Annotated in this window: 16 protein-coding genes; 7 read left to right on the forward strand and 9 right to left on the reverse strand. The window is 71.5% G+C overall.

What is annotated here, in order from left to right:
* Positions 1-69 precede the first annotated feature (69 nt).
* The 4 genes from ACFQ8C_RS31700 (at position 70) to ACFQ8C_RS31715 (ending at position 5,983) form a co-directional block, all read left to right on the forward strand.
* A complete protein-coding gene (locus tag ACFQ8C_RS31700) occupies positions 70-1,251 on the forward strand; it encodes a CaiB/BaiF CoA transferase family protein (RefSeq protein WP_383464270.1) in 1,182 nt (393 codons plus the stop codon).
* A 67-nt stretch (positions 1,252-1,318) separates the two neighbouring features.
* Positions 1,319-2,761: an aldehyde dehydrogenase gene (locus ACFQ8C_RS31705; RefSeq protein ID WP_383464272.1), complete on the forward strand. Its 1,443-nt coding sequence runs from the start codon at positions 1,319-1,321 to the stop codon at positions 2,759-2,761.
* A gap of 59 nt (positions 2,762-2,820) precedes the next feature.
* Positions 2,821-3,897 (forward strand): zinc-binding dehydrogenase, encoded by a 1,077-nt coding sequence (locus tag ACFQ8C_RS31710; RefSeq protein ID WP_383464275.1) that lies wholly within the window; start codon positions 2,821-2,823, stop codon positions 3,895-3,897.
* A gap of 121 nt (positions 3,898-4,018) precedes the next feature.
* Positions 4,019-5,983: an alkyl/aryl-sulfatase gene (locus ACFQ8C_RS31715; RefSeq protein WP_383464278.1), complete on the forward strand. Its 1,965-nt coding sequence runs from the start codon at positions 4,019-4,021 to the stop codon at positions 5,981-5,983.
* Between the two features lie 64 nt (positions 5,984-6,047).
* Here ACFQ8C_RS31715 and ACFQ8C_RS31720 read toward each other — a convergent pair whose 3' ends face one another.
* The 8 genes from ACFQ8C_RS31720 to ACFQ8C_RS31755 are packed head-to-tail and all read right to left on the reverse strand — an operon-like array spanning position 6,048 to position 15,472.
* Positions 6,048-6,818: an enoyl-CoA hydratase/isomerase family protein gene (locus ACFQ8C_RS31720; protein ID WP_383464281.1), complete on the reverse strand. Its 771-nt coding sequence runs from the start codon at positions 6,816-6,818 to the stop codon at positions 6,048-6,050.
* 6 nt (positions 6,819-6,824) lie between these two features.
* Positions 6,825-7,847: an acyl-CoA dehydrogenase family protein gene (locus tag ACFQ8C_RS31725; RefSeq protein ID WP_383464283.1), complete on the reverse strand. Its 1,023-nt coding sequence runs from the start codon at positions 7,845-7,847 to the stop codon at positions 6,825-6,827.
* Positions 7,844-8,980: an acyl-CoA dehydrogenase family protein gene (locus ACFQ8C_RS31730; RefSeq protein ID WP_383464286.1), complete on the reverse strand. Its 1,137-nt coding sequence runs from the start codon at positions 8,978-8,980 to the stop codon at positions 7,844-7,846. Before ACFQ8C_RS31730 ends, ACFQ8C_RS31725 begins: the two co-directional genes overlap by 4 nt.
* Positions 8,977-10,632, reverse strand: a complete 1,656-nt coding sequence (locus ACFQ8C_RS31735) for an AMP-binding protein (RefSeq protein WP_383464289.1) — start codon at positions 10,630-10,632, stop codon at positions 8,977-8,979. The genes ACFQ8C_RS31730 and ACFQ8C_RS31735 overlap by 4 nt, the downstream gene beginning before the upstream one ends.
* Before the next feature lie 13 nt (positions 10,633-10,645).
* On the reverse strand, positions 10,646-11,791 hold the full coding sequence (locus ACFQ8C_RS31740) for an acyl-CoA dehydrogenase family protein (RefSeq protein ID WP_383464292.1): 1,146 nt from the start codon (positions 11,789-11,791) through the stop codon (positions 10,646-10,648).
* A 51-nt stretch (positions 11,792-11,842) separates the two neighbouring features.
* On the reverse strand, positions 11,843-13,048 hold the full coding sequence (locus tag ACFQ8C_RS31745) for an acetyl-CoA acetyltransferase (RefSeq protein WP_383464296.1): 1,206 nt from the start codon (positions 13,046-13,048) through the stop codon (positions 11,843-11,845).
* 2 nt (positions 13,049-13,050) lie between these two features.
* Positions 13,051-14,520 (reverse strand): hydroxymethylglutaryl-CoA synthase, encoded by a 1,470-nt coding sequence (locus tag ACFQ8C_RS31750; protein ID WP_383464299.1) that lies wholly within the window; start codon positions 14,518-14,520, stop codon positions 13,051-13,053.
* 22 nt (positions 14,521-14,542) lie between these two features.
* Positions 14,543-15,472 (reverse strand): LysR family transcriptional regulator, encoded by a 930-nt coding sequence (locus ACFQ8C_RS31755; RefSeq protein WP_383464302.1) that lies wholly within the window; start codon positions 15,470-15,472, stop codon positions 14,543-14,545.
* Between the two features lie 146 nt (positions 15,473-15,618).
* Between ACFQ8C_RS31755 and ACFQ8C_RS31760 the strand changes: the two genes are divergently transcribed.
* The 3 genes from ACFQ8C_RS31760 to ACFQ8C_RS31770 all read left to right on the forward strand — a co-directional run bounded on the left by ACFQ8C_RS31760 (position 15,619) and on the right by ACFQ8C_RS31770 (position 19,427).
* Positions 15,619-16,545, forward strand: a complete 927-nt coding sequence (locus tag ACFQ8C_RS31760) for an SDR family oxidoreductase (RefSeq protein WP_383464305.1) — start codon at positions 15,619-15,621, stop codon at positions 16,543-16,545.
* A 221-nt stretch (positions 16,546-16,766) separates the two neighbouring features.
* Entirely contained in the window at positions 16,767-18,086 is a 1,320-nt protein-coding gene (locus ACFQ8C_RS31765) for an MFS transporter (RefSeq protein ID WP_383464307.1), read from the forward strand.
* 141 nt (positions 18,087-18,227) lie between these two features.
* On the forward strand, positions 18,228-19,427 hold the full coding sequence (locus tag ACFQ8C_RS31770; protein ID WP_383464310.1) for a TetR/AcrR family transcriptional regulator: 1,200 nt from the start codon (positions 18,228-18,230) through the stop codon (positions 19,425-19,427).
* 58 nt (positions 19,428-19,485) lie between these two features.
* On the opposite strand, the gene ACFQ8C_RS31775 is transcribed toward ACFQ8C_RS31770, so the two are convergent.
* Positions 19,486-19,923 carry a PaaI family thioesterase gene (locus ACFQ8C_RS31775; RefSeq protein ID WP_383464313.1) on the reverse strand — a complete coding sequence of 146 codons (438 nt, stop codon included), beginning with the start codon at positions 19,921-19,923 and terminating at the stop codon, positions 19,486-19,488.
* Between the last annotated feature and the right edge of the window lie 71 nt (positions 19,924-19,994).

The following is a 19,994-nucleotide window of genomic DNA, read 5'->3' on the forward strand; positions in this document are numbered from 1 at the left end:
AACTGACAGTGCCCGGGTTCCACGGAGGCCGGCCCCACCCCTCTCTCCACGAATCAGGAGTGCCGCACCATGACCACTGACGTGTCGGCCGAGCCCACGTCCTCGCAGCAGCCTCGTGGGCCGCTCACCGGCATCCGGGTGATCGAGCTCGGGAGCATCGGCCCCGCCCCGTTCTGCGCGATGGTCCTGGGCGACCTCGGGGCGGAGGTGATCCGGATCGACCGGCCGACCGAGGCCGGCTACGCCGCCTCCCGGCCGATCCTGCACCGCAACCGCCGCTCCCTCGCCGTCGACATCCGGCGGCCCGAGGGCGTCGAGATCGTCACGTCACTGGTCAAGGACGCGGACGTGATCCTGGAGGGCTTCCGGCCGGGCGTCGCCGAGCGCCTGGGCCTCGGCCCGGACGACCTCCTCGCCGTCAACCCGCGCCTGGTGTACGGCCGGATGACCGGCTGGGGCCAGGACGGACCGATGGCCCAGGAGCCGGGTCACGACATCAACTACATCGCCCTCACCGGCGCCCTGCACGCCGTCGGCCCCAAGGACGGCGACCCCGTCGTCCCGCTCAACCTCGTCGGCGACTTCGGCGGCGGCGGCATGCTGCTGGCCGTCGGCGTCCTCGCCGCCGCGCTGCACGCACGCGGCACCGGCCACGGCCAGGTGGTCGACGCCGCGATGACCGACGGGTCCGCTCTGCTGCTCACGATGACGTACGGCTTCCTCGCCCATGGCGTCTGGGCGGACGAGCGCGAGTCCAACATGCTCGACGGAGCGGCCCCGTACTACGGCACGTACCGCTGCTCCGACGACCGGCACATCGCTCTGGGTCCGGTCGAGCCGCAGTTCTACGCCGCCGTGCTGCGCGTGCTCGGCCTGACGGACGACCCCGACTTCGCACGGCAGAACGACCGTGCCAAGTGGCCCGTCATGCGGCAGAGGCTCGCCACGATCTTCGCCACCCGCACGCGCGACGCCTGGGCCAAGGAGTTCGAGGGGCAGGAAGCGTGCGTCGCGCCCGTCCTCTCCCTCCGCGAAGCCCCACACCATCCGCACAACGCCGCGCGCGGCACCTACCTCACCGACGAGGCGGGGGCGATCGCCCCGGCTCCCGCGCCCCGGTTCTCCGCCACTCCCGCCGCACGACCCACTCCCTCGCCGGCCGTCGGAGCCGACACCGACCGCATCCTCGCCGCAGCCGGATACGACCCCGCGCGCATCGCCGCGCTGCGCGGCGGCGGCACCGTCAAGTAGCCCTGCGGGGCCGTCGTCCGTACCGGCCCCGCGACACCGGCCATCAGAGAAGGAAGTCGCAACCGCTATGCAGATCAAGGACACGCTCTTCATCGGCGGTCGATTCGTCGAACCGGCGACCGACAGCACTCTCGAAGTGGTCTCACCGGCCACCGAGGAGGTCATCGGGCGTACCCCGGAGGCTCGGCCCGAGGACATCGACCGCGCCGTCACCGCCGCGCGCCGGGCCTTCGACGAGGGCCCCTGGCCGCGGATGCCCCTCGCCGAGCGCATCGAGGTACTGCGGCGCTTCCGGGACGCCTACGCCGCCCGGGTGCGGGAGACCGCGCTTCTGCTCAGTTCCGAGGTGGGCTCCCCGATCACCTGGTCGACGCGCGCCCAGGCCGGCGCTCCGATCGGCGTCCTGGACTACTTCCTCTCGCTCGCCCCCGAGTTCGACTGGGAGCGCGAGGTGCCCGGTGCCACGGGCCCGGTGCTGATCCGGCAGGAGCCCGTCGGTGTGGTCGCCGCGATCGTGGCCTGGAACGCACCGCACTTCATCACGTTCAGCAAGCTGGGACCCGCCCTGGTCGCCGGGTGCCCGGTGATCCTGAAGGTCTCGCCCGAGAACGCCCTGTCCTCGTACATCATCGCCGAATCCGCCGCGGAGGCCGGTCTGCCCGAGGGCGTGCTCTCGGTGCTGCCCGCCGACCGGGAGCCGTCCGCCTACCTGTCCCGGCATCCCGGCGTCGACAAGGTGTCCTTCACCGGATCCGTCGACGCCGGCAAGGCGATCATGGCAGCGGCCGCCGCCAACCTGGCTCGGATCACCTTGGAACTGGGGGGCAAGTCGGCGGCGATCATCCTGGAGGACGCCGACCTCGACCATGCGATCCCGGCCCTGATGCCCCACCTCATTCCCAACAACGGGCAGGTCTGCATCTCCATGACCCGGGTGCTGGCGCCCCGGAGCCGCTACGACGAGGTCGTCGAGCGGCTGGCCGAACAGTTCCGCGCGATGGTCGTCGGCGACCCGCTGGCGCCGGTCACCACGGTGGGCCCTCTCGTCTCCGAGCGTCAACGCGAACGGGTCGAGGGCTACATCGCGAAGGGCGTCGCCGAGGGCGCCCGTCTGGTGGTGGGCGGCGGCCGACCGGCCCATCTGGACAGGGGCTGGTACGTCGAGCCGACGCTCTTCGCGGACGTGGACAACTCCATGACCATCGCCCAGGAGGAGATCTTCGGTCCGGTCGTCGTCGTCATCCCGTTCGACGACGAGGACGACGCGATCCGCATCTCCAACGACTCGGACTACGGCCTGCACGGCAGCGTCTTCTCCTCCGACAAGCCGCGCGCCCTGGCCGTGGCCGCGCGGCTGCGCACCGGCAACGTGGGAGTCAACTGCGGCGGGATCTCCTTCAACGCCCCGTTCGGAGGCTTCAAGAAGTCCGGCATCGGCCGCGAGTTCGGCCCCGAGGGTCTGCGGGCGTACCTGGAGACCAAGAGCGTCTACACCACCACGCCTCGCTGACGCCTCGCCACACGTACGCACCACCATCCGTCCCATCACCGACAGGAGAAGGTCCCTTCATGCGCGCTGCAGTGCTGCGGGAGTACGGCGCCCGGCTGGACGTCGTCGACACCATGGAAACGGTCCGGACCGGACCGGGCAAGGTCAAGGTCCGCATCCGGGCGACCGGCATGTGCCACTCGGACCTGTCCGGGATGACCGGCAGGCTCGGTGCCCCGGCACCCTTCGTCCCCGGCCACGAGGGGGCCGGCGAGATCATCGAGGTCGGCGAGGGCGTCACGTCGGTGGCACTCGGCGACCACGTCATCGTCAACTTCATACCGGCCTGCGGCACATGCGCCGACTGCGCGCGCGACGAGGGTCACCTGTGCACCCGGATGATGTACGCCGCCATGGCCACCCCGAACTTCCAGGAGAACGGGAAGCCGGTATTCGGACTCGTCGGGTGCGGCACCTTCGCCGAGGAGGTCGTCCTTCCTCACCAGAGCGTCGTCCGCATCGACAAGGACGTGCCTTTCGACATCGCCGCGCTGATCGGCTGCGGTGTCACGACGGGCACCGGTGCGGTCCTCAACACCGCGAAGGTCCATGAGGGCTCCACGGTCGCCGTCGTGGGCTGCGGCGGGGTCGGCATCGCGGCGATCATGGCTGCTCGTCTGGCCGGCGCCTCGCAGATCCTCGCGGTCGACTCCAGCGCCGCCAAGCGTGAACTGGTCTCCCGCTTCGGCGCGACCGCGGCCGCCTCCCCCGAGGAGGCCGTCGCGGTGGCGGCCGAGCTCACCGGCGGCGAGGGCTTCGACTACGCCTTCGAGGTCGTCGGCCGCTCCGTCACCGCGCGGGCCGCGCTCAAACTGGCCCGACGCGGCGGCACCGTGGTCGTCGTCGGCCTCGGCTCCCAGACCGACAACCTCGAACTGTCCATGGGCACCCTGGCCACGCAGAGCAAGACCCTCGTCGGCTCGGTGTACGGCGGCATGGACGTGCCGCGCTTCATGCGGCAGCTGGTCGGCCTGTGGCGGGACGGCAAGCTGGATCTCGAGGCGATGATCACCAAGCGCCTGAAGCTGGAGGACGTCGACGAGGGCTTCGAGCTGATGAAGACCGGTGACGCCATCCGCACGGTCGTCGAACTGTGACCGGGCGCTCCTGACCCCTGTCCGGGGCCGCTCCCACCGCTCGCGGTCGGACCGGCCCCGGTCTCTTTTCACTCCCCACCCGCCCGACGTTCCCCGTCGAGCCGCACGGAAGGTTCCCCCCATGACAGCCGACGGACACGGGCAGGCGGCAGCCGCACCGGACGAGACCAGCCTCCCCAAGCCGGCGACCGCCGCGACCCGGGCCGCCAACGCCGCGGTCCTGGACCAGCTCGACTTCGGCGACGAGCGCGCCTTCGAAGCCATGAAGCGCGGATTCGTCGCCCCGCTGCCCGACGGCGGCGTGATCCGTGACGCCCGCGGCCGTGTCTCCTTCGACTCGGGCGCCTTCGACTTCATCGAGGGGCCGGCGCCGGACACGGTCAACCCCAGCCTGTGGCGGCAGTCCCGGATCATCAAGTACGCGGGGCTGTTCCAGGTCACCGACCGGATCTACCAGGTCCGCAACCACGACATCGCCAACGTGACGATCATCGAGGGGGACGGCGGCCTCATCGTGGTGGACGTGGGCACCGTCGCCGAGACCACGCGGGCCGCGATGGAGCTCTACTACGCCCACCGCCCCGAGCGGCTGCCGGTCGTCGCCGTCCTCTACACCCATCCGCACCTGGACCACTTCGGCGGCATCCTGGGCGTCACCACCGTCGAGGACGTCGCCGCCGGCCGCGTGCAGATCATCGCGCCGGGCGCGGACTTCGACCGGTACGCGCTGGGTGAGAACGTCATCTGCGGCAACGTGATGGCACGCCGGGCCAACCACGCCTTCGGCAACCTGCTGCCTCCGGGGCCCCGCGGCTTCGTCACCGACGGCATCGGCATCGGGCACGTCAAGGGTGCCTCGGCGTACATCCCGCCGACCGACCACATCACCCGCACCGGCGAGGAACGCACCCTGGCAGGGCTGACCTTCCAGTTCCAGATGGCTCCGGACACCGAGGCACCGGAGGAGTTCCACTTCTACGTCCCGGAGCTCAGGGCCCTCACCTGCGCGGAGAACGCGAACCACTCCCTCCACAACATCCAGACCCTGCGCGGCGCCCGCACGCGGGACGCCGCCAACTTCGCCCGCTACCTCGACGAGGCCCTCGAACTGTGGGGCGACGAGGCCGAGGTGCACTACGGTCCCCACACCTGGCCGGTGTGGGGCACCGAGAACATCCGGGAGTTCCTCTCCTCGCAACGCGACTCCTACAAGTACATCCACGACCAGACCCTGCGACTCGCCAACCAGGGGCTCACACCCGTCGAGATAGCCGAGACCCTGCGCCTGCCCGACGCGCTCGGCCGTTCCTGGTGGAACCGTGGCTACCACGGCACCGTCAGCCACAACGCCAAGGCCGTGTACGCCAAGGAACTGGGCTGGTACAACGGCAACCCGATGAACCTGTACCCGCTGCCGGAAGGCGCCCTCGGGCTGCGGTACGTGGAGGCGATGGGCGGTGCGGACCGGGTCGTCCGGCTGGCCCGGGAGGCCTTCGAGGCGGACGACTACCGCTGGGCCGCGGAGCTCGCCGGCCGGGCCGTCCACGCCGACCCCGCCCACCGGGCCGCCCGGGAGGTCCAGGCCGACGCCTACGAGCAGCTCGGCTACCAGGCGGAGGGCCCCCAGTGGAGGTACGTCTTCCTCACCGCCGCCCAGGAGCTGCGCCAGGGCCGGCCGGCGGCGCCCGGAGCCGGGGCCGCGTCCGGCCGGACGGTGGCCGCCATGCCGCTCCCCATCCTGCTGGACTTCGTCGCGGTGCGGCTCGACGGCCCGAAGGCCGAGCACATCGACGTGCGGATCAACCTGGTCGTCCCGGATGCTCCGTCCCCGTACTCCCTGCGGGTCGGTCGCGGCGTGCTCAACCACTGGGCGCGGCCGAGCGAGGACGCCGACCTGACCCTGACGGCGGACCGGACCACTCTCGTGGACGCGCTGTTCCGGCCGGGCCGCTTCGACGAGGCGCTGGCCGCCGGGACGATGCGGGCGGAGGGCGACACCGACGCCTTCCGTACCCTCGTCGGACTGCTCGACACCTTCGACCGGAACTTCGACCTGCTGGGTCCGCACCTGCCCGCCGACGGTTAGCCGGACGGACACACGAAGGGCACGCCCCGGCGGGGCGTGCCCTTCGGCCGTAGGTCCGACTTGTTCAGCGGGAACCGCGGAGGCTCTCGCGCATGGCGGCCATCGCCTTGCGCGACTCGTCCGTGGACATCACCACGGACATGTGCGAGGAGATGAGGTCGAGGCTCGCGCGCTGGTCCATCCGCTCGCTCATCCGCACGGTCCGCTTGATCAGGGCCACCGGCAGCGCGGGCTTGGCGGCGAGCTTCGCGGCGAAGGCGTACGTCTCCTCCAGCAGCTTCTCGTCGTCGTAGACGCGGTTGACCATGCCGATCCGGTGCGCTTCCTCGGCGTCCACGAAGTCCCCGCTGAGCAGCAGCTCCAGCGCCTTGGCCTGGCCCACCAGGCGCGGCAGGAACCAGCAGCCGCCGTCGCCGGGGACGAGACCGAGGCGGATGTAGCCCTCGCTGAGGCGGGCGGAGCGGGCGACGAACCGCATGTCGCACATGAGCGCCATGTCCAGGCCGGCGCCGACGGCGTCGCCGTTGATCGCGGCGATCACCGGCTTGTCCAGGTCCTCCAGGGCCCGGGCGACCTGGTGGATGCGGTCGTGGAGCATGCTCTTGTGCTCCAGCGGCTCGTCCGCCACGTCGAGCAGGGTGTCCAGGTCGACGCCCGAGCAGAAACCCTTGCCGCTGCCGGTGAGCACGACGACGCGTACGGCCGGGTCGGCGGCGGCGTCACGGAGCGCCTTCGCCCAGTCCGCGATCATCTCGAAGGTGAAGGCGTTCTTCAGCTTCGGGCGGTTGAGCGTGATGGTCGCGATACCGTCGGCGACCGTGTACTCCAGATCCATGACAGATCAACTCCTCGTGGGGGTGGGGCCGGTGATCAGGTGCCAGGGGTCCTCGGCGGCGGCCGCGAGGAGTCCCAGGGCGGCGGCCCACTGGTGCTCGTTGCCGTACTCCTCGCGCCAGGACCACAGTCGTAGGGTGGAGCGGCGCAGGTCGTGCTCGTGGGTGGTGCCGATCGCGCCGTGCACCTGGTGCGACAGCTCGGCGACCACGGAGGCGGCGCGGCAGGCGTTGGCACGGACGGCGGCCACCACCGCGACGAGGTCCGTCTCGGGGTCGTCCAGGCCGGCGACGGCGCTGCGGGTGGCGAGCTCCAGGAGCGCGACCTCTCCGGCGAGCGTGGCGAGGTACTGCTGCACCGCCTGGAAGGCGGCGATGGGCCGGCCGAACTGCCGGCGTTCGCCGGCGTAGCGCAGGCTGTGCTCCAGCGCGCGCTGGGCGGCGCCGCTGAGCTGGATGCTGCGGGCGAGGGCTCCGCGGACCTGGATCGAGGGCCCCTCGGGGACCTCGGCGACCTGGTCGACCGTGAGGGCGACGGCGTCGAACGAGACGTCGTCCCGGGGTTCGCCGGCCAGGTTCGCCCCGTGGACCACGGTCGCCCGGGAGGGCTCGACGGAGCAGACGCGACCGTCGACGACGACGGCGATGCGCGCCGCGTCGCGGGCCCAGGGGACGCGCCGGAGGGTGCCGTCGAGGACCCATCCGTCGTCCGAGCGCTCCAGCGCGAGTCGGCCGTCCTGCGACTCGGCGGCGGTCAACCGCCCTGCGGGTACGGGGAGTCCGGCGGCGGCGAGCAGGGGCCCGGCGATCCACAGGGTCTCCGCCATCGGGATCTCCGCGGCGTGGTAGGCGGCGGTGCGGAGCATGACGGCGGCCATCTCGGCGTCTCCGCCGCTGCCGCCGGCCTCCTCGGGGATGCCGATGCCGGTGAGACCGGCCTCCTCCAGTTCCTCCCACAGGCCCGGGCGGTCCTGATAGGCGGTGAAGATGTCGGCCGCCGTCGCTTCCAGCAGCTTCAGGTCGTCGTTCATCGGACCCCCAGGGCTCGCGCGATGACTCCGCGCAGGATTTCGTTGGTACCACCGCGCAGGGTGTTGGTGGGTGCCTGGACGACCGACTCGGCGAGGATGCGGGTGAACAGGTCGGGCGAGGTCAGGTCGGGCTCCACGCCGGTCTCCCGGGCGGCGTCGACGACCTCGCGCTCGAAGAGCGTGCCGAGGTCCTTGACGACGGCGGCGGCGACCTCGGGCGCGGAGCCCTTGCTGAGCTGGACGGCGATCGCTATCGACGCCTGGCGCAGCGACCACAGCCGGGCGGTGAGCCGTCCGATCGTGCGGGGGTCGGCGTCCTCGCGCGCCGCGAGCAGGCGCAGCAGCAGGGCGGTGCTCAGCATCCGCTCCGGACCGCTGCGCTCGTACGCCAGCTCGCTGGTGACCTGCCGCCAACCGTCGCCGATGGTGCCGAGCACCAGGTCGTCGGGGACGAAGGCGTTGGTGAAGAGGACCTCGTTGAAGTGGTGGGCGCCGTTGAGCGAGCGGATCGGGCGGATCTCCACGCCGTCGGTGGGAAGCGGCACGATCATCTGGCTCAGACCCTCGTGACGGCTTTCGCCCGCGGGACCGGTGCGCACCAGGGCCACGATCGCGTGGGACAGGTGGGCACCGCTGGTCCAGATCTTGGTGCCGTCGATCAGCCAGCCGCCGTCGGTGCGGGTCGCCTTCGTGCGCACCGACGCCAGGTCGGAGCCGGAGTCCGGTTCCGAGAGGCCGATGGCGAAGTGGCACTCACCGGCGGCGATCCCGGGAAGGTAGCGCTTCCTCTGTTCCTCCGTGCCGTGGTGGAGGAGCCCGGGTGCGGCCTGGCGGTCGGCGACCCAGTGGGCGCTGACCGGGGCGCCGGCCGCGAGCAGTTCCTCGATGACGACGAAGCGCTCCAGCGGGCTGCGGTCGGCGCCGCCGTACCGCTTGGGGATCGCCATGCCCAGCCAGCCGCGGGCACCCAGCTTCCGGCTGAACGCCGGGTCGGTGCCGATGACCCAGCTGTCGCTGACCGGGGTGAAGCCGCCGGAGGCCAGCTCGGCGGCGAGGAAGTCACGGACCTCCTGGCGCAGTCGGCGGGTCTCCGGGGGGAGCGCGCCGGGATCAAGTCCGAACAGTGATGTCATGTCTTTCCTTTCGCGACGGTCCCGACGACGGACCGTGCCCACGCGTAGTCGGCCTTTCCGGCCGGGGAACGGCGGATCTCCGGGACCCGGACGAACTCCTTGGGCAGCTTGTAGCGGGCGATCTGCCGCGCGGCCCGTTCTCTCAGCTGGTCGTCGCCCGCCTCGGCCTCGAGCAGGACGAGGGCGACGACCTCTTCGCCCCAGCGTTCGCTGGGACGGCCGAGGACCAGGACGTCGCGCACGGCGGGGTGGGTGAAGAGGGCCCGTTCCACCTCCTCGGCGAAGATCTTCTCTCCGCCGGAGTTGATGGTCGTGGCGGCCCGACCGCGCAGAACCAGTCGGCCGTCGGCGCGCAGTTCGGCCAGGTCGCCGGGGACGGCCATGCGCCGTCCTGCGACCACGGGGAAGGTGGCCGCGGTCTTGACCGGGTCGCCCAGGTACCCGAAGGGCAGGGGTTCGTGGGCCGCGAGCCAGCCGATCCCCCCCTCCCCGGGCTTCAGTTCCCGGCTGCGGGCGTGGTCGATGACGCGGGCCCGGGGCGACAGGGCGAAGACGCCTGGCTCGGCCTTCTCCCCGAGGACCAGATCGGCCTGGATGATGCGGCCGGTCTCGGTCGAGCCCGCGCCGTCGGAGAGCGTCGCCCGGTCGCCGAGGGCGGCCAGCAGGCGCTCCTTGGTTCCCGGGCTGGTGGCACCGCCGCCGACGACGAGGGCGTTCACCGACGACAGGTCGTACGACCCGCGTTCCAGCTCGTCGGCGACAGGCCGTGCGAACGCCTCGCCGACCAGGGCGCAGGTCTCCAGTCGTTCGCGCTCGATCAGCGCGCACACGTCGGCGGCGTCCAGGCGGTGCACCACGTCGGGGACCGCGATCAGGCCGCCGCCGAGCAGGGTGGCCAGGAGCTGCCAGCCGCCGGCTCCGTGCATGAACGGTGCGGCGCCCAGTACCCGTCGGCCGGGCGCGGCCGCGGCGGTGAGCGCCACGGACTCGGCGGTGACGTCCTCCGGGAAGGCGGCGCCGCCGAGCGTGGCACGCCAGATGCCGTGCTGGCTCCACAGGGTGCCCTTCGGCATGCCGGTGGTGCCGCCGGTGTAGATGATGCAGAGGTCGTCCGGGGTGGTGCCGGGGGCGGACCACTCTCCGGGGGCCGCCGCCAGGGCCTCCTCGTAGTCGAGGGCGCCGGGCAGCAGCGTGTTGCCGGAGTCGTCGGCGACCTGGAGCAGCAGGGGCACGTCGACGAGACGGTCGAGAACCCGCCCGAGGGCAGGGGCGAAGGCCGCGTGGTAGACGACCACCGCCGGGCGGGCGTCACCGAAAAGATTTTCCCACTCGACCGACGTGTAGCGGTAGTTGACGTTGAAGGGGGCGACCCGGGCGGCGAAGGCCCCGAGGCACGCCTCGGCGTACTCGGGCCCGTTGTGGAGCAGCAGGGCGAGGTGGTCCTGGCCGGATTCGTGGGCCTGGAGCTCGGCCCGCTCCCGGTGGGCGCCCAGGCCGCGGGCGGCGAGCAGCCCGGCCAGGCGTTCGACCCGGTCGTACAGCTCGGCGTAGGTGCGGCGCAGGGAACGGTGCACGATCGCCTCCCGCTCCGGGACCGCGTGGGCCACGGACCGGAAGAGGTCGGCGATGCTCGGGCGCGTCGGCGTGGTCATGTGGATGCCCCGGTCACAGGCCGAGCGACTTCGCGATGACGGTCTTCATGATCTCGCTGGAGCCGGCGGCGATCCGGGCGACCCGGATGTCGGCGTAGAGCCGGGCGATGGGGTACTCCAGCATGTAGCCGTAACCGCCGTGCAGCTGGAGGCACTTGTCGATGATCCGGTTCGCCGTCTCGCTGGTGAACAGCTTGACCGTGCAGACCTGCGGGACGGTCAGTCGGCCGGCGCCGTACTCGACGATCGCGTGGTCGACCATGGCCTGACCGGCTTCCAGCTCGGTCGCGCACTCGGCGAGCACGAACTTGGTGTTCTGGAAGGAGGCGACGGGCCTGCCGAAGACCTGCCGCTCACGGGTGTACTCCACGGCGAGTTCGACGGCGGCCCGTGCGGCGGCCAGCGACTGGACGGACTGGGTGAGCCGTTCCGAGACCAGGTTGAGGGTCAGATGGCTGAAGCCCTTCCCCTCCTCGCCGAGCATGTGCGAGGCGGGCACGCGTACGTTGTCGAAGAACAGCTCGGCGGTGTCGACGGAACGGGTGCCGAGCTTGTCGAGCTTGCGGCCCTTGGTGAAGCCGGGCATGCCGTCCTCGACGACGAGGAGACTGAGGCCGTCCCGCCGGTCCTCGCCCCGGGAGGTGCGGCAGGCCACCACCACGAGGTCGGCGTTGATGCCTCCGGTGATGAAGGTCTTGGCGCCGTTCAGGATCCAGTCGTCGCCGTCCCGGACGGCGTTGGTGACCATGCCGGACAGGTCGGATCCGGTGCCGGGCTCGGTCATCGCGATGGAGGCCATCGTGCGGCCCGCGGCGATGCCGGGCAGCCAGCGCCGCTTCTGCTCCTCGTCCGCCAGGTGCAGGAAGTAGGGCGTGACGACGCCGGTGTGCAGGGGCAGGGAGCCCAGGCCGACACGGGCGCGGAAGATCTCCTCGATGACGACGGCGGTGAAGCGGAAGTCGTCGACCCCGCCGCCGCCGTACTGCTCGGGGACGGCGAGGCCGGCCAGACCGACCTCGCCGCAGCGGCGGTAGACGTCCTTGGGGACGATCCCGGCCGCCTCCCACTCCTCGAAGTGGGGGGCGATCTCCTTCTCCAGGAACGTGCGGACGACCTTGCGGAAGTCCTCGTGGTCCTGCTCGTACAGGGAACGCAGCATGGGGTACCTACTCCTCGGGGGAGGTGGGCGGGGCGGCGGGACCGCCGTGGATCAGGCGGAGGGCTCGGAGCCGACCACGGAGATGAAGCTCACGCAGTCACCGGGGTGTCCGCCGAGGTTGTGGGTGAGACCGAGTGTGCGCTCGCCGCTGGTGATGCTCGCCAGCTGGCGTTCGGCCGGGGCTTCCTGGCGCAGCTGCAGCCAGCATTCGAAGAGCATCCGGAGGCCGGTGGCGCCGATCGGGTGGCCGAAGCTCTTGAGGCCGCCGTCGGGGTTGACCGCGAGGTCGCCGGTGAGGTCGAAGACGCCGTCGAGGACGTCCCGCCAGCCCTGGCCGCGCTTGCTGAACCCGAGGTCCTCCATGAGGACGAGCTCCGTCGGGGTGAAGCAGTCGTGCACCTCGGCCAGCGCGATCTCGGCGCGCGGGTCGGTGACGCCCGCCTGCTGGTAGGCGGCCTCGGCACACGCGACGACCTCGCGGAAGGAGGTGTAGTCGTACGTCGGGTCCATCGGGCCCGCGCCGGGACCGGCGACCATCGACAGCGCCTTCACGTACAGCGGCTTGTCGGTGTAGCGGTGGGCGTCCTCGGCGCGGACGATGATCGCCGCCGCCGATCCGTCGGAGACGCCGGAGCAGTCGTGGATGCCGAGCATGCCCGCGATCTTCGGGCTGTTGCGGATGGTCTCCATCGGCAGTTCGGTCTGGAACTGGGCGCGCTTGTTGCGGGCGCCGTTGTGGTGGTTCTTCCAGGAGATCCTGGTGAGGACCTCCTTGAGGGTCTCGTCGTCGAGGCCGTGCGCGTTCGCGTAGGCCGGGGCGAGGAGACCGAAGGAGGCCGGGGCGGTGATCGGGGTCTTGGTGCCGTCGTGCGCGGCGTCCTGGCGGACCAGACCGGAGTAGCCGGAGTCCTTGAGCTTCTCCACGCCGATGGCCATGGCGACGTCGACGGCGCCGGACGCCACGGCGTAGCAGGCGTTGCGGAAGGCTTCCGAGCCGGTGGCGCACAGGTTCTCGACGCGCGTGACCGGCTTGTAGTCGATCTTGAGTGCGCGGGAGAGCACCTGTCCGGAGAAGCCCGAGCTCATGGTGCCGAACCAGAAGGCGTCCACGTCGTCGAGGGCGACGCCGGCGGAGGCGAGGGCTTCCTGGCTGGAGTCGACGAGCAGGTCCTCGGTGCTCTTGTTCCAGTGCTCGGCGAAGGGCGTGCAGCCCATGCCGACGATCGCGACCTTGTCGCGGATACCGTGCGAAGCCATGGTCAGTTCTCCTCGTCGGTCTGGGCGGTGGCGGCTCGGTCGGCGGCCTGGACGGGCCGGGCCTTCCAGAAGTAGTTGTGGACGCCGTCGGCGGTGCTGTAGAGGCGGCGGAAGGTCATCTCCACCGCGTCGCCGATCTTCAGTGCCGCGGGGTCGGCGTCGGTGACCTCCGCGATGAACCGGCCGCCCCCCTCGAAGTTCAGCGCGGCAGCGATCAGCGGCGGGTTCAGCGTGTAGGCGAGCAGGTCGGCCTGGAAGGTGGCGATGACCGCCGGCACCTCGGCGACCCGGTCGCCGACCATCCGGTCGACGGCCTTGCAGTTGATGCATACGCGGGCGGCCGGCAGATGGCGGGTGTCGCACTCGGTGCAGCGGGATCCGGCCAGGCCGAACTTCCAGTCGGCGTTCCGGTACGCGGGCGGGCCGGCGGGACGGTCCGGATCCGGTCGGCGGGGAGCCTCACGCTTGAGGAGACCGCGCCAGGTCAGGAACTTCTGGTACGTCACCTCCCAGCCGGCGACGGCCTGTCGGGCGACGGACGGTCCGGTGCGGCGCTCCCGGAGGGCGGGCAGGGCCTCCGTGGTACGGAAGACCAGCGCGTCGGCCCCGTCCCCCAGCGCCACCAGCAGGACGGTCTCGCCCGCGGCGGCCTCGTCCAGCGCGGCGGCCAGCAGCACACCCGGCTGCGCGGTGCCGGTGGCCCCGATGGCGAAGGCCAGATCGTCCACGACGGTGGCGCCACGGCCGAGTGTCCTGGCGACGGCCCGGACGGCCCTCAGGTGCAGTCCGCCGACCGCGACCTTGTCGACCTCGGCCAGGGTCAGGCCCGCGTCCTTCAGGGCGGCTTCCACCGCGTCGTGGGCCAGCTCCTTGTAGGAGCCCTCCGCGAAACGCTCCTCCCAGATCCGGCTGGAGGAGTCGCCCGGGATGCGCCAGCGCTCCAGGAACTCGGCGGACGCCGAGCCGCGGCCGATCAGCGCGGCCACCACGTCGTCACCGGACCCGAACTGCACGGCGGCCGCGGCGTCGCCACCGTCGCGCTCCTCGGCCGAACCGGGCAGACCGGTGCGGATGTCGGAGAGCACGGCCAGGGCCGGCCGGCCGGCCGCCGCCGAGTCCGCGGCGGCGAGGAGAGCGCCGACACCGGAGCGGGCGGCGCCCGCGAAGTCGTAGGCGGGGACCGAGCGGTCCAGACCGAGGGCGGCGTGCACGGTGGTCGCGTTGGTCTTGTCCGCGTATGCCGGATGGGCGGTGGCGAACACCAGGGTGCGCGGCTCGGCGGGCGCTCCGGCCAGCGCCCGTCGGGCGGCCTCGACACCCATCGACGTGGTGTCCTCGTCGAAGGAGGCGACCGCACGGGTGCCCTTGCCTCCGCCGGAGCCGAGAGCACGGCCTATCTCCTTGCGGTTCAGCCGCCAGGCCGGCAGATGAACCCCGTAACTGATGACACCGACATCCGCTGTCGCGGTCATGGCACTCCTCAGGCAGGTGAAGTCACCCGTCCTCCTGCATCGCCTCTCGGGCACCGGAGCGGCCGGCTCCCGGGGGCGCCGCTGCCACGGCCATCGAGACGAAGGCCAGAGCGGCGGGCGACAGGGGGCCACGACGGTGGTAGAGGAAACAGGGGCGGGGAAAGGTGAAGGCGAGCGGCCGGATCTGAGCGCCGAGGCGCTTGGCGGCCCGGGCCGCGGGCGCGGGCAGCAGGGTCAGGCCTGCTCCGGCCAGAACGAGCGGAACGATGGCGTCGCGGTGCGCGGTTTCCACGACGACGGTGGGCGGGGGCAGCCGCTCGGCTGCCGCAACCGCAGCGAACCATACGCGAAGCTCCGAGTGGCGAGGTAGCCCCAGGACGAATCCGTGCTCCATCAGCTCGGCGACTCTCAGTGGCCGGTCGGGGAGGCCGTCCGTCTGCGGAGGGAAGACCGCCCAGAGTTCCTGCACCCCGATCTGCACGGCCTCGTGCTTGGGATACGGCGCCGGATAGTCGCTGACCAGGAGCTCCGCTTCGGCTCTGCGAAGAGCCTCGAAGCCGTCGGAGCCGGAGACGGTCTCGTGGACACCGACCTGCACGCCGGGGTGCCGCGACTGGAAGCGTGTGACCAAGGGCACGACCGGATCGACGGCGAAGCCCTGCACCACGGCGAGGTCGAGACGGCCGGTGGCCAGGTGGTCGACCTCCTCCACGGCGGCGTGCGCGGCCTCGAAGGAGCGCAGGGTCCGCCGGGCCGGTCCCACCAGGGCCCGGCCGGCCGGGGTGAGCGTGAGCCGCGGCCCGCGTCTGAAGAGCTGGGTGCGCAGGTCGCGCTCCAGTTCCTTGATCGACTGAGAGACCGCGGGCTGGCTGATGTGCATCTGCCGGGCGGCTTCGGAGATGCTCCCGGACTCCACGACGGCCAGGAAGTAGGTGAAGTGACGCCGGTCCATAGATTCTCCTTATCACCCCTCTAAGTAAATCACGCATTCACTTCGAGCGGCGTTCCACCTACCGTGTTCGGCGGGCGGGCCTGCGCGGGCCGAAACCACGTGTCCCACCGCACGACGCGGTGGCACAGAAGCTAGGAGGTCTCTCGATGGGAACCCTCGAAGGACGTGTAGCCGTCATCACCGGTGCGGGTCGCGGCGTGGGCCGCGAGCACGCGCTCCTCTTCGCCCGGGAGGGCGCCAAGGTCGTCGTCAACGACCTCGGCGCGGCCCCGGACGGCGCCGGCGCCGACGTGAGCGCGGCACAGGCGGTGGTCGACGAGATCAAGGCGCTCGGCGGAGAAGCCGTGGCCAACACGGACAGCGTCAGCGACTGGGCGGGAGCCAGGAGGCTGGTCGAGACGGCCGTCGAGACCTTCGGCGACCTGCACATCCTCGTGAACAACGCCGGCATCCTGCGTGACCGGGTCCTGGTCAACATGAGCGAGGACGAGTTCGACCTCGTCGTGAACGTCCACCTCAAGGGCACCTTCGCGGTCACCCGGCACACCGCCGAGTACTGGCGCGCCCTGGCGAAGGCCGGCGTCCGGACCGACCGCGCGATCATCAACACCTCCTCCGGTTCGGGGCTGCACGGAAACCCTGGACAGGTGAATTACGCGTCTGCCAAGGCGGGCATCGCCGCGATGACGGTCGTGGCATCCAAGGAGCTGGAGCGGTACCACGTGCGGGCGAACTGCATCGCGCCGGTGGCGCGGACCCGGCTCACCGAGGCCGCCCCCGGCCTGGGCGACGTGATGGCCTCCACGAAGGACGACGCCTTCGATGTCTGGGACCCGGCCAACATCTCGCCGCTGGTCGCCATGCTGGCCGCCGAGAACTGCGCCTTCTCGGGCCAGGTCTTCCGCGTGATGGGCGGACAGGTCGGCCTGTACAAGGGCTGGCACGTCGCGGAGCAGCTCGAGAGCGACAAGCGCTGGACGGTGGAGGAGCTGGCCGCCGCCACGGCCCACCTGCCCGCCAGGCCCGACTCGGAGATCCCGGGATCGCACGCCAAGAGCCTGCGAAACAACTGACGTCGAGGAAGCACGGGGGCTCGACCCGCCGTGGTGCGCCGCCCCACGCCCAGGGGGTGGCACACCACGGCGTCTTGATTTTCATACGAATCATCATTCACTGACTACAGGTAGATGCCCGATCCAACGGCACTTCTCCGCCTCAATCCTCCATCTGCTTGTACAGCACAGCTATCGATGATTCACTCCGCCGTACTCGCACCACCCACCGAAGGAGTGTCATGGCCATCAACGAGGACAGGCTCCTCAGGTCCACGCCAGAGATCGATTCGACCCACGGCGTCGAGCGCAGGCGCGCTTGGCCGGTTCTCGGTCTCCTGCTTCTTCTGCTGGTGGTCAACTACGCGGACAAGGCGGTCGTCGGCCTCGCCGGCGTCGAGATGAAGCGGGACCTCGGGCTCTCCTCCTCCGAGTTCGGCCTGCTGACGTCGGTCTTCTTCCTCCCCTTCGTGGTGGGCGGAGTCCTGGGCGGCGCGCTGACCCGCAGGTTCCAGGCACGCTGGCTCCTCTTCGGCATCGCGGTCCTGTGGGCGGTCAGCCTGCTCCCGCTGACGTGGCAGGTCGGCTTCGGCGTCGTGGTCGCCTCGCGCGTGGTGCTCGGCTTCGCCGAAGGGCCGACGACGGCGCTCGCCATGTACATCGCCCACTCGTGGTTCCCGGCGGCCAAGCGGGCTCTGCCGAGTTCCGTCATCGTGTCGGGCGCCGCCCTCGGCCCCGTGATCGCGGCTCCCGCGCTCACCTGGGTCATCACCAACCACTCCTGGCACATGGCGTTCGGCGCGCTGGCCGCGGTCGGCGCCTTCGCGGCCGCGCTCTGGCTGTTCGCCGGCCGGGAGGGGCCGGAGGCGGTCGGCGGCGGTCACGACGCCTCCTCCGCTCGGCTGCCCGACCGGGTACCGCTGCGCCGGGTCTTCGGCACCGGAACGGTCGTCGGCATCATGGTGCTGTTCTTCGTCGCGTACGCGAACACGTCGGTGAAGGTCGGCTGGCTGCCGCTGTACCTGCGCGAGGGCCTCGGGTACAGCGCCGGGACCGCCGGCACGCTGGTGTCCCTGCCCTACCTGGGAGGTGCCGTCGCGGTGATCCTCATCGGCTGGATCTCCGGACGCATGACCAAGAGGGGCATGAGCAACCGCGTCACCCGGGGCGTCCTGGGCGCCTCCCTCGTACTCGCCTCCGGGGTGGCCACGGCCGCCTTCGCCGGGATGGACGCCGGTCCCCTGCAGATGGTGCTCCTCGTCCTCGGTTCCAGCCTCAACGCGGCCGGGTTCGGCGCCACTTTCGCCGCGATCAGCGACGTGTCCCCGGCGGGGCAGCGGGGCGTGGTCCTCGGCGTCATCACCGCCTTCTACAGCCTGGCGGGTGTGATCGCGCCGCTGGTGATGGGCCACCTGGTCGACGTCGGAGCCGACGCCGCGGACGGGTACGGATCCGGATTCCTGCTCCTCGGCGTCGTCATGATCGTCGGAGCCGTGGTCGCGCTCGTCCTGGTCGACCCCGACCGTGACGCGGCCAAGCTCGCCGACGCCGCGGACCGGTAGCGTCGCCGGCGTACCTCGCATGCGCCGGCCCTCCGGGCACGTGTCACCCTCGCCCCGTACGCCCCTGACGGCCGGTGCGAGGGCTGACGCACGCCTGCCCTCTTCGGCCCGGCCGACCCTCCCGGACCTAGGATGTGCGACGTGAGCACGACGAACAGCGGTCCGACCCGACGCCCGCGCAACCGCAGGGCCCTGATCATCGCCGCTGCCATGGACTGCTTCCACGATTCCGGCTACCAGGTGACCGGCATGGAGGACATCGCCTCGGCCGTGGGCATCACGGCCGGGGGGCTCTACCGCCATTTCCGAGGCAAGCAGGAACTGCTGGGCGTCGCCCTGCTCGACAGCACCGAGCAGCTTCTCCAGGCCATGGCCGGGGCCGACGACCTCGCATCCCTGACCCGCACCATCGCTTCGTTCTCGCTCGACCACCGGTCGTACCCGGTCGTCTGGGACCGCGAGACCCGCCACCTCTCTGCTGTGCACCAGGAGGAGGTACGGGAGCGACACGCACAGCTCGCCGCCGCGGTGGCCGAGGCGCTTCGCGTCGTCCGGCCGGAGCTCTCCCCGCATGACGCCTCCCTGCTCGGCTGGGCCACCGTCGCCGTGCTCGCCAGCCCCTCGTACCACCGCACCGAACTTCCGCGCCGCCGTTACGAGGACCTGCTCCAAACCCTCGCCGAAGCGGTCTGCGGGACGCGTCTGCCGTCGCCTCCCACCGGATCCGCGCTCGGTCGCCGGTCGGGGACGGCCCCGGGGCTGACTCCCGCGTCCCGCCGTGAGGCGCTGCTCGCCGCCGCCGTCCCGCTCTTCGCCGAGCGCGGCTTCCAGTCGGTGAGCATGGAGGACATCGGCGCGGTGGTCGGCATCTCGCGCCTCTCCGTCTACCACCAGTTCCCCGCCGGCAAGGGGGAACTGCTCGCCGCCGTGCTCCACCGTGCCTCGGAAGCGAAATGGGCCGCGCTGGTCCGGGACCTGGCGGAGAGCACGACGCCCGGAGAGGCCCTGGGACGGCTGCTGCGCAGTCACGCCAGGTCCACCGTGCTCGATCACGGCGCCGGGGCCATGCTGCTGGTCAGCGAACTCGCGCATTTCCCCGCCGCCCACCAGGAGGCGATGCACCGCTCCCAGGTGGACTACGTCGCCGAGTGGGTGACCCTGCTGCGGGACTGCCGGCCGGAGCTGGACGTGGCCGAGGCCCGTGTCACCGTCCACGCCGCGCTCACCTTGCTCCACCTGCTGCCGCGGCGCCCCGAGAACACGGCCCGTCCCGACGCCGCCGCGGCCCTGGCGGAACTCGGACTGGCGGTCCTGGGGATCCAGGAGCCGACACGCGCCTGAGCCCGGCGCCGCGTGGCGCCGGGCTCGGAAGCAGGACGGCTGTCCGGGGCCGCCCCGCTCAGCCGACGATCATGATCGTGCAGGTCGCGTGAGCGAGAAGCCGTCCCGCCCGATCCGTCATCCCGGCCTGCACCAGCACGTTGCGTCGGCCCCGGTTGACCACCTCCGCCTCACACCTCAGCACACCGCTCTCGCCCGTCGCGGAGCGCAGGAACTTCACGGTGAGATCGGTCGTGACGATGCGGGTCCCGGCCGGAACGGTGGTGTAGCAGGCCGCGGCGCAGGCGTTGTCGAGCACCGTCGCGTACATCCCGCCGTGGAGGATGCCGGCACCGTTGTGGTGGTCCGGGCTCGCGGTCAGTTCAACCACGGCCCGGCCGGGGGACACGTCGACCGGACGTATCCCCAGCAGTGTCTCGATCGGCTGCCTCGGTCCCCCGCCCGCGGCGAGGTGCTCCTGGAACATCCGGAGCCCGCTGCGCGGAGCGGTGGTCACGACGGGATGGACGAGGGACACGAGGCCTCCAAAGGGCTGTCACGGCGGTGGATCTCGGTGGCGCGCTACCC

This window comes from Streptomyces sp. NPDC056503, assembly GCF_042794995.1.
Taxonomy (GTDB): domain Bacteria; phylum Actinomycetota; class Actinomycetes; order Streptomycetales; family Streptomycetaceae; genus Streptomyces.

Excerpts from the sequence above, each read along its gene's own strand:
- ACFQ8C_RS31700 (WP_383464270.1), top strand. The coding sequence starts at position 70 with ATGACCACTGACGTGTCGGCCGAGCCCACGTCCTCGCAGCAGCCTCGT.
- ACFQ8C_RS31705 (WP_383464272.1), top strand. The coding sequence starts at position 1,319 with ATGCAGATCAAGGACACGCTCTTCATCGGCGGTCGATTCGTCGAACCG.
- ACFQ8C_RS31710 (WP_383464275.1), top strand. The coding sequence starts at position 2,821 with ATGCGCGCTGCAGTGCTGCGGGAGTACGGCGCCCGGCTGGACGTCGTC.
- ACFQ8C_RS31715 (WP_383464278.1), top strand. The coding sequence starts at position 4,019 with ATGACAGCCGACGGACACGGGCAGGCGGCAGCCGCACCGGACGAGACC.
- ACFQ8C_RS31720 (WP_383464281.1), bottom strand. The coding sequence starts at position 6,818 with ATGGATCTGGAGTACACGGTCGCCGACGGTATCGCGACCATCACGCTC.
- ACFQ8C_RS31725 (WP_383464283.1), bottom strand. The coding sequence starts at position 7,847 with ATGAACGACGACCTGAAGCTGCTGGAAGCGACGGCGGCCGACATCTTC.
- ACFQ8C_RS31730 (WP_383464286.1), bottom strand. The coding sequence starts at position 8,980 with ATGACATCACTGTTCGGACTTGATCCCGGCGCGCTCCCCCCGGAGACC.
- ACFQ8C_RS31735 (WP_383464289.1), bottom strand. The coding sequence starts at position 10,632 with ATGACCACGCCGACGCGCCCGAGCATCGCCGACCTCTTCCGGTCCGTG.
- ACFQ8C_RS31740 (WP_383464292.1), bottom strand. The coding sequence starts at position 11,791 with ATGCTGCGTTCCCTGTACGAGCAGGACCACGAGGACTTCCGCAAGGTC.
- ACFQ8C_RS31745 (WP_383464296.1), bottom strand. The coding sequence starts at position 13,048 with ATGGCTTCGCACGGTATCCGCGACAAGGTCGCGATCGTCGGCATGGGC.
- ACFQ8C_RS31750 (WP_383464299.1), bottom strand. The coding sequence starts at position 14,520 with ATGACCGCGACAGCGGATGTCGGTGTCATCAGTTACGGGGTTCATCTG.
- ACFQ8C_RS31755 (WP_383464302.1), bottom strand. The coding sequence starts at position 15,472 with ATGGACCGGCGTCACTTCACCTACTTCCTGGCCGTCGTGGAGTCCGGG.
- ACFQ8C_RS31760 (WP_383464305.1), top strand. The coding sequence starts at position 15,619 with ATGGGAACCCTCGAAGGACGTGTAGCCGTCATCACCGGTGCGGGTCGC.
- ACFQ8C_RS31765 (WP_383464307.1), top strand. The coding sequence starts at position 16,767 with ATGGCCATCAACGAGGACAGGCTCCTCAGGTCCACGCCAGAGATCGAT.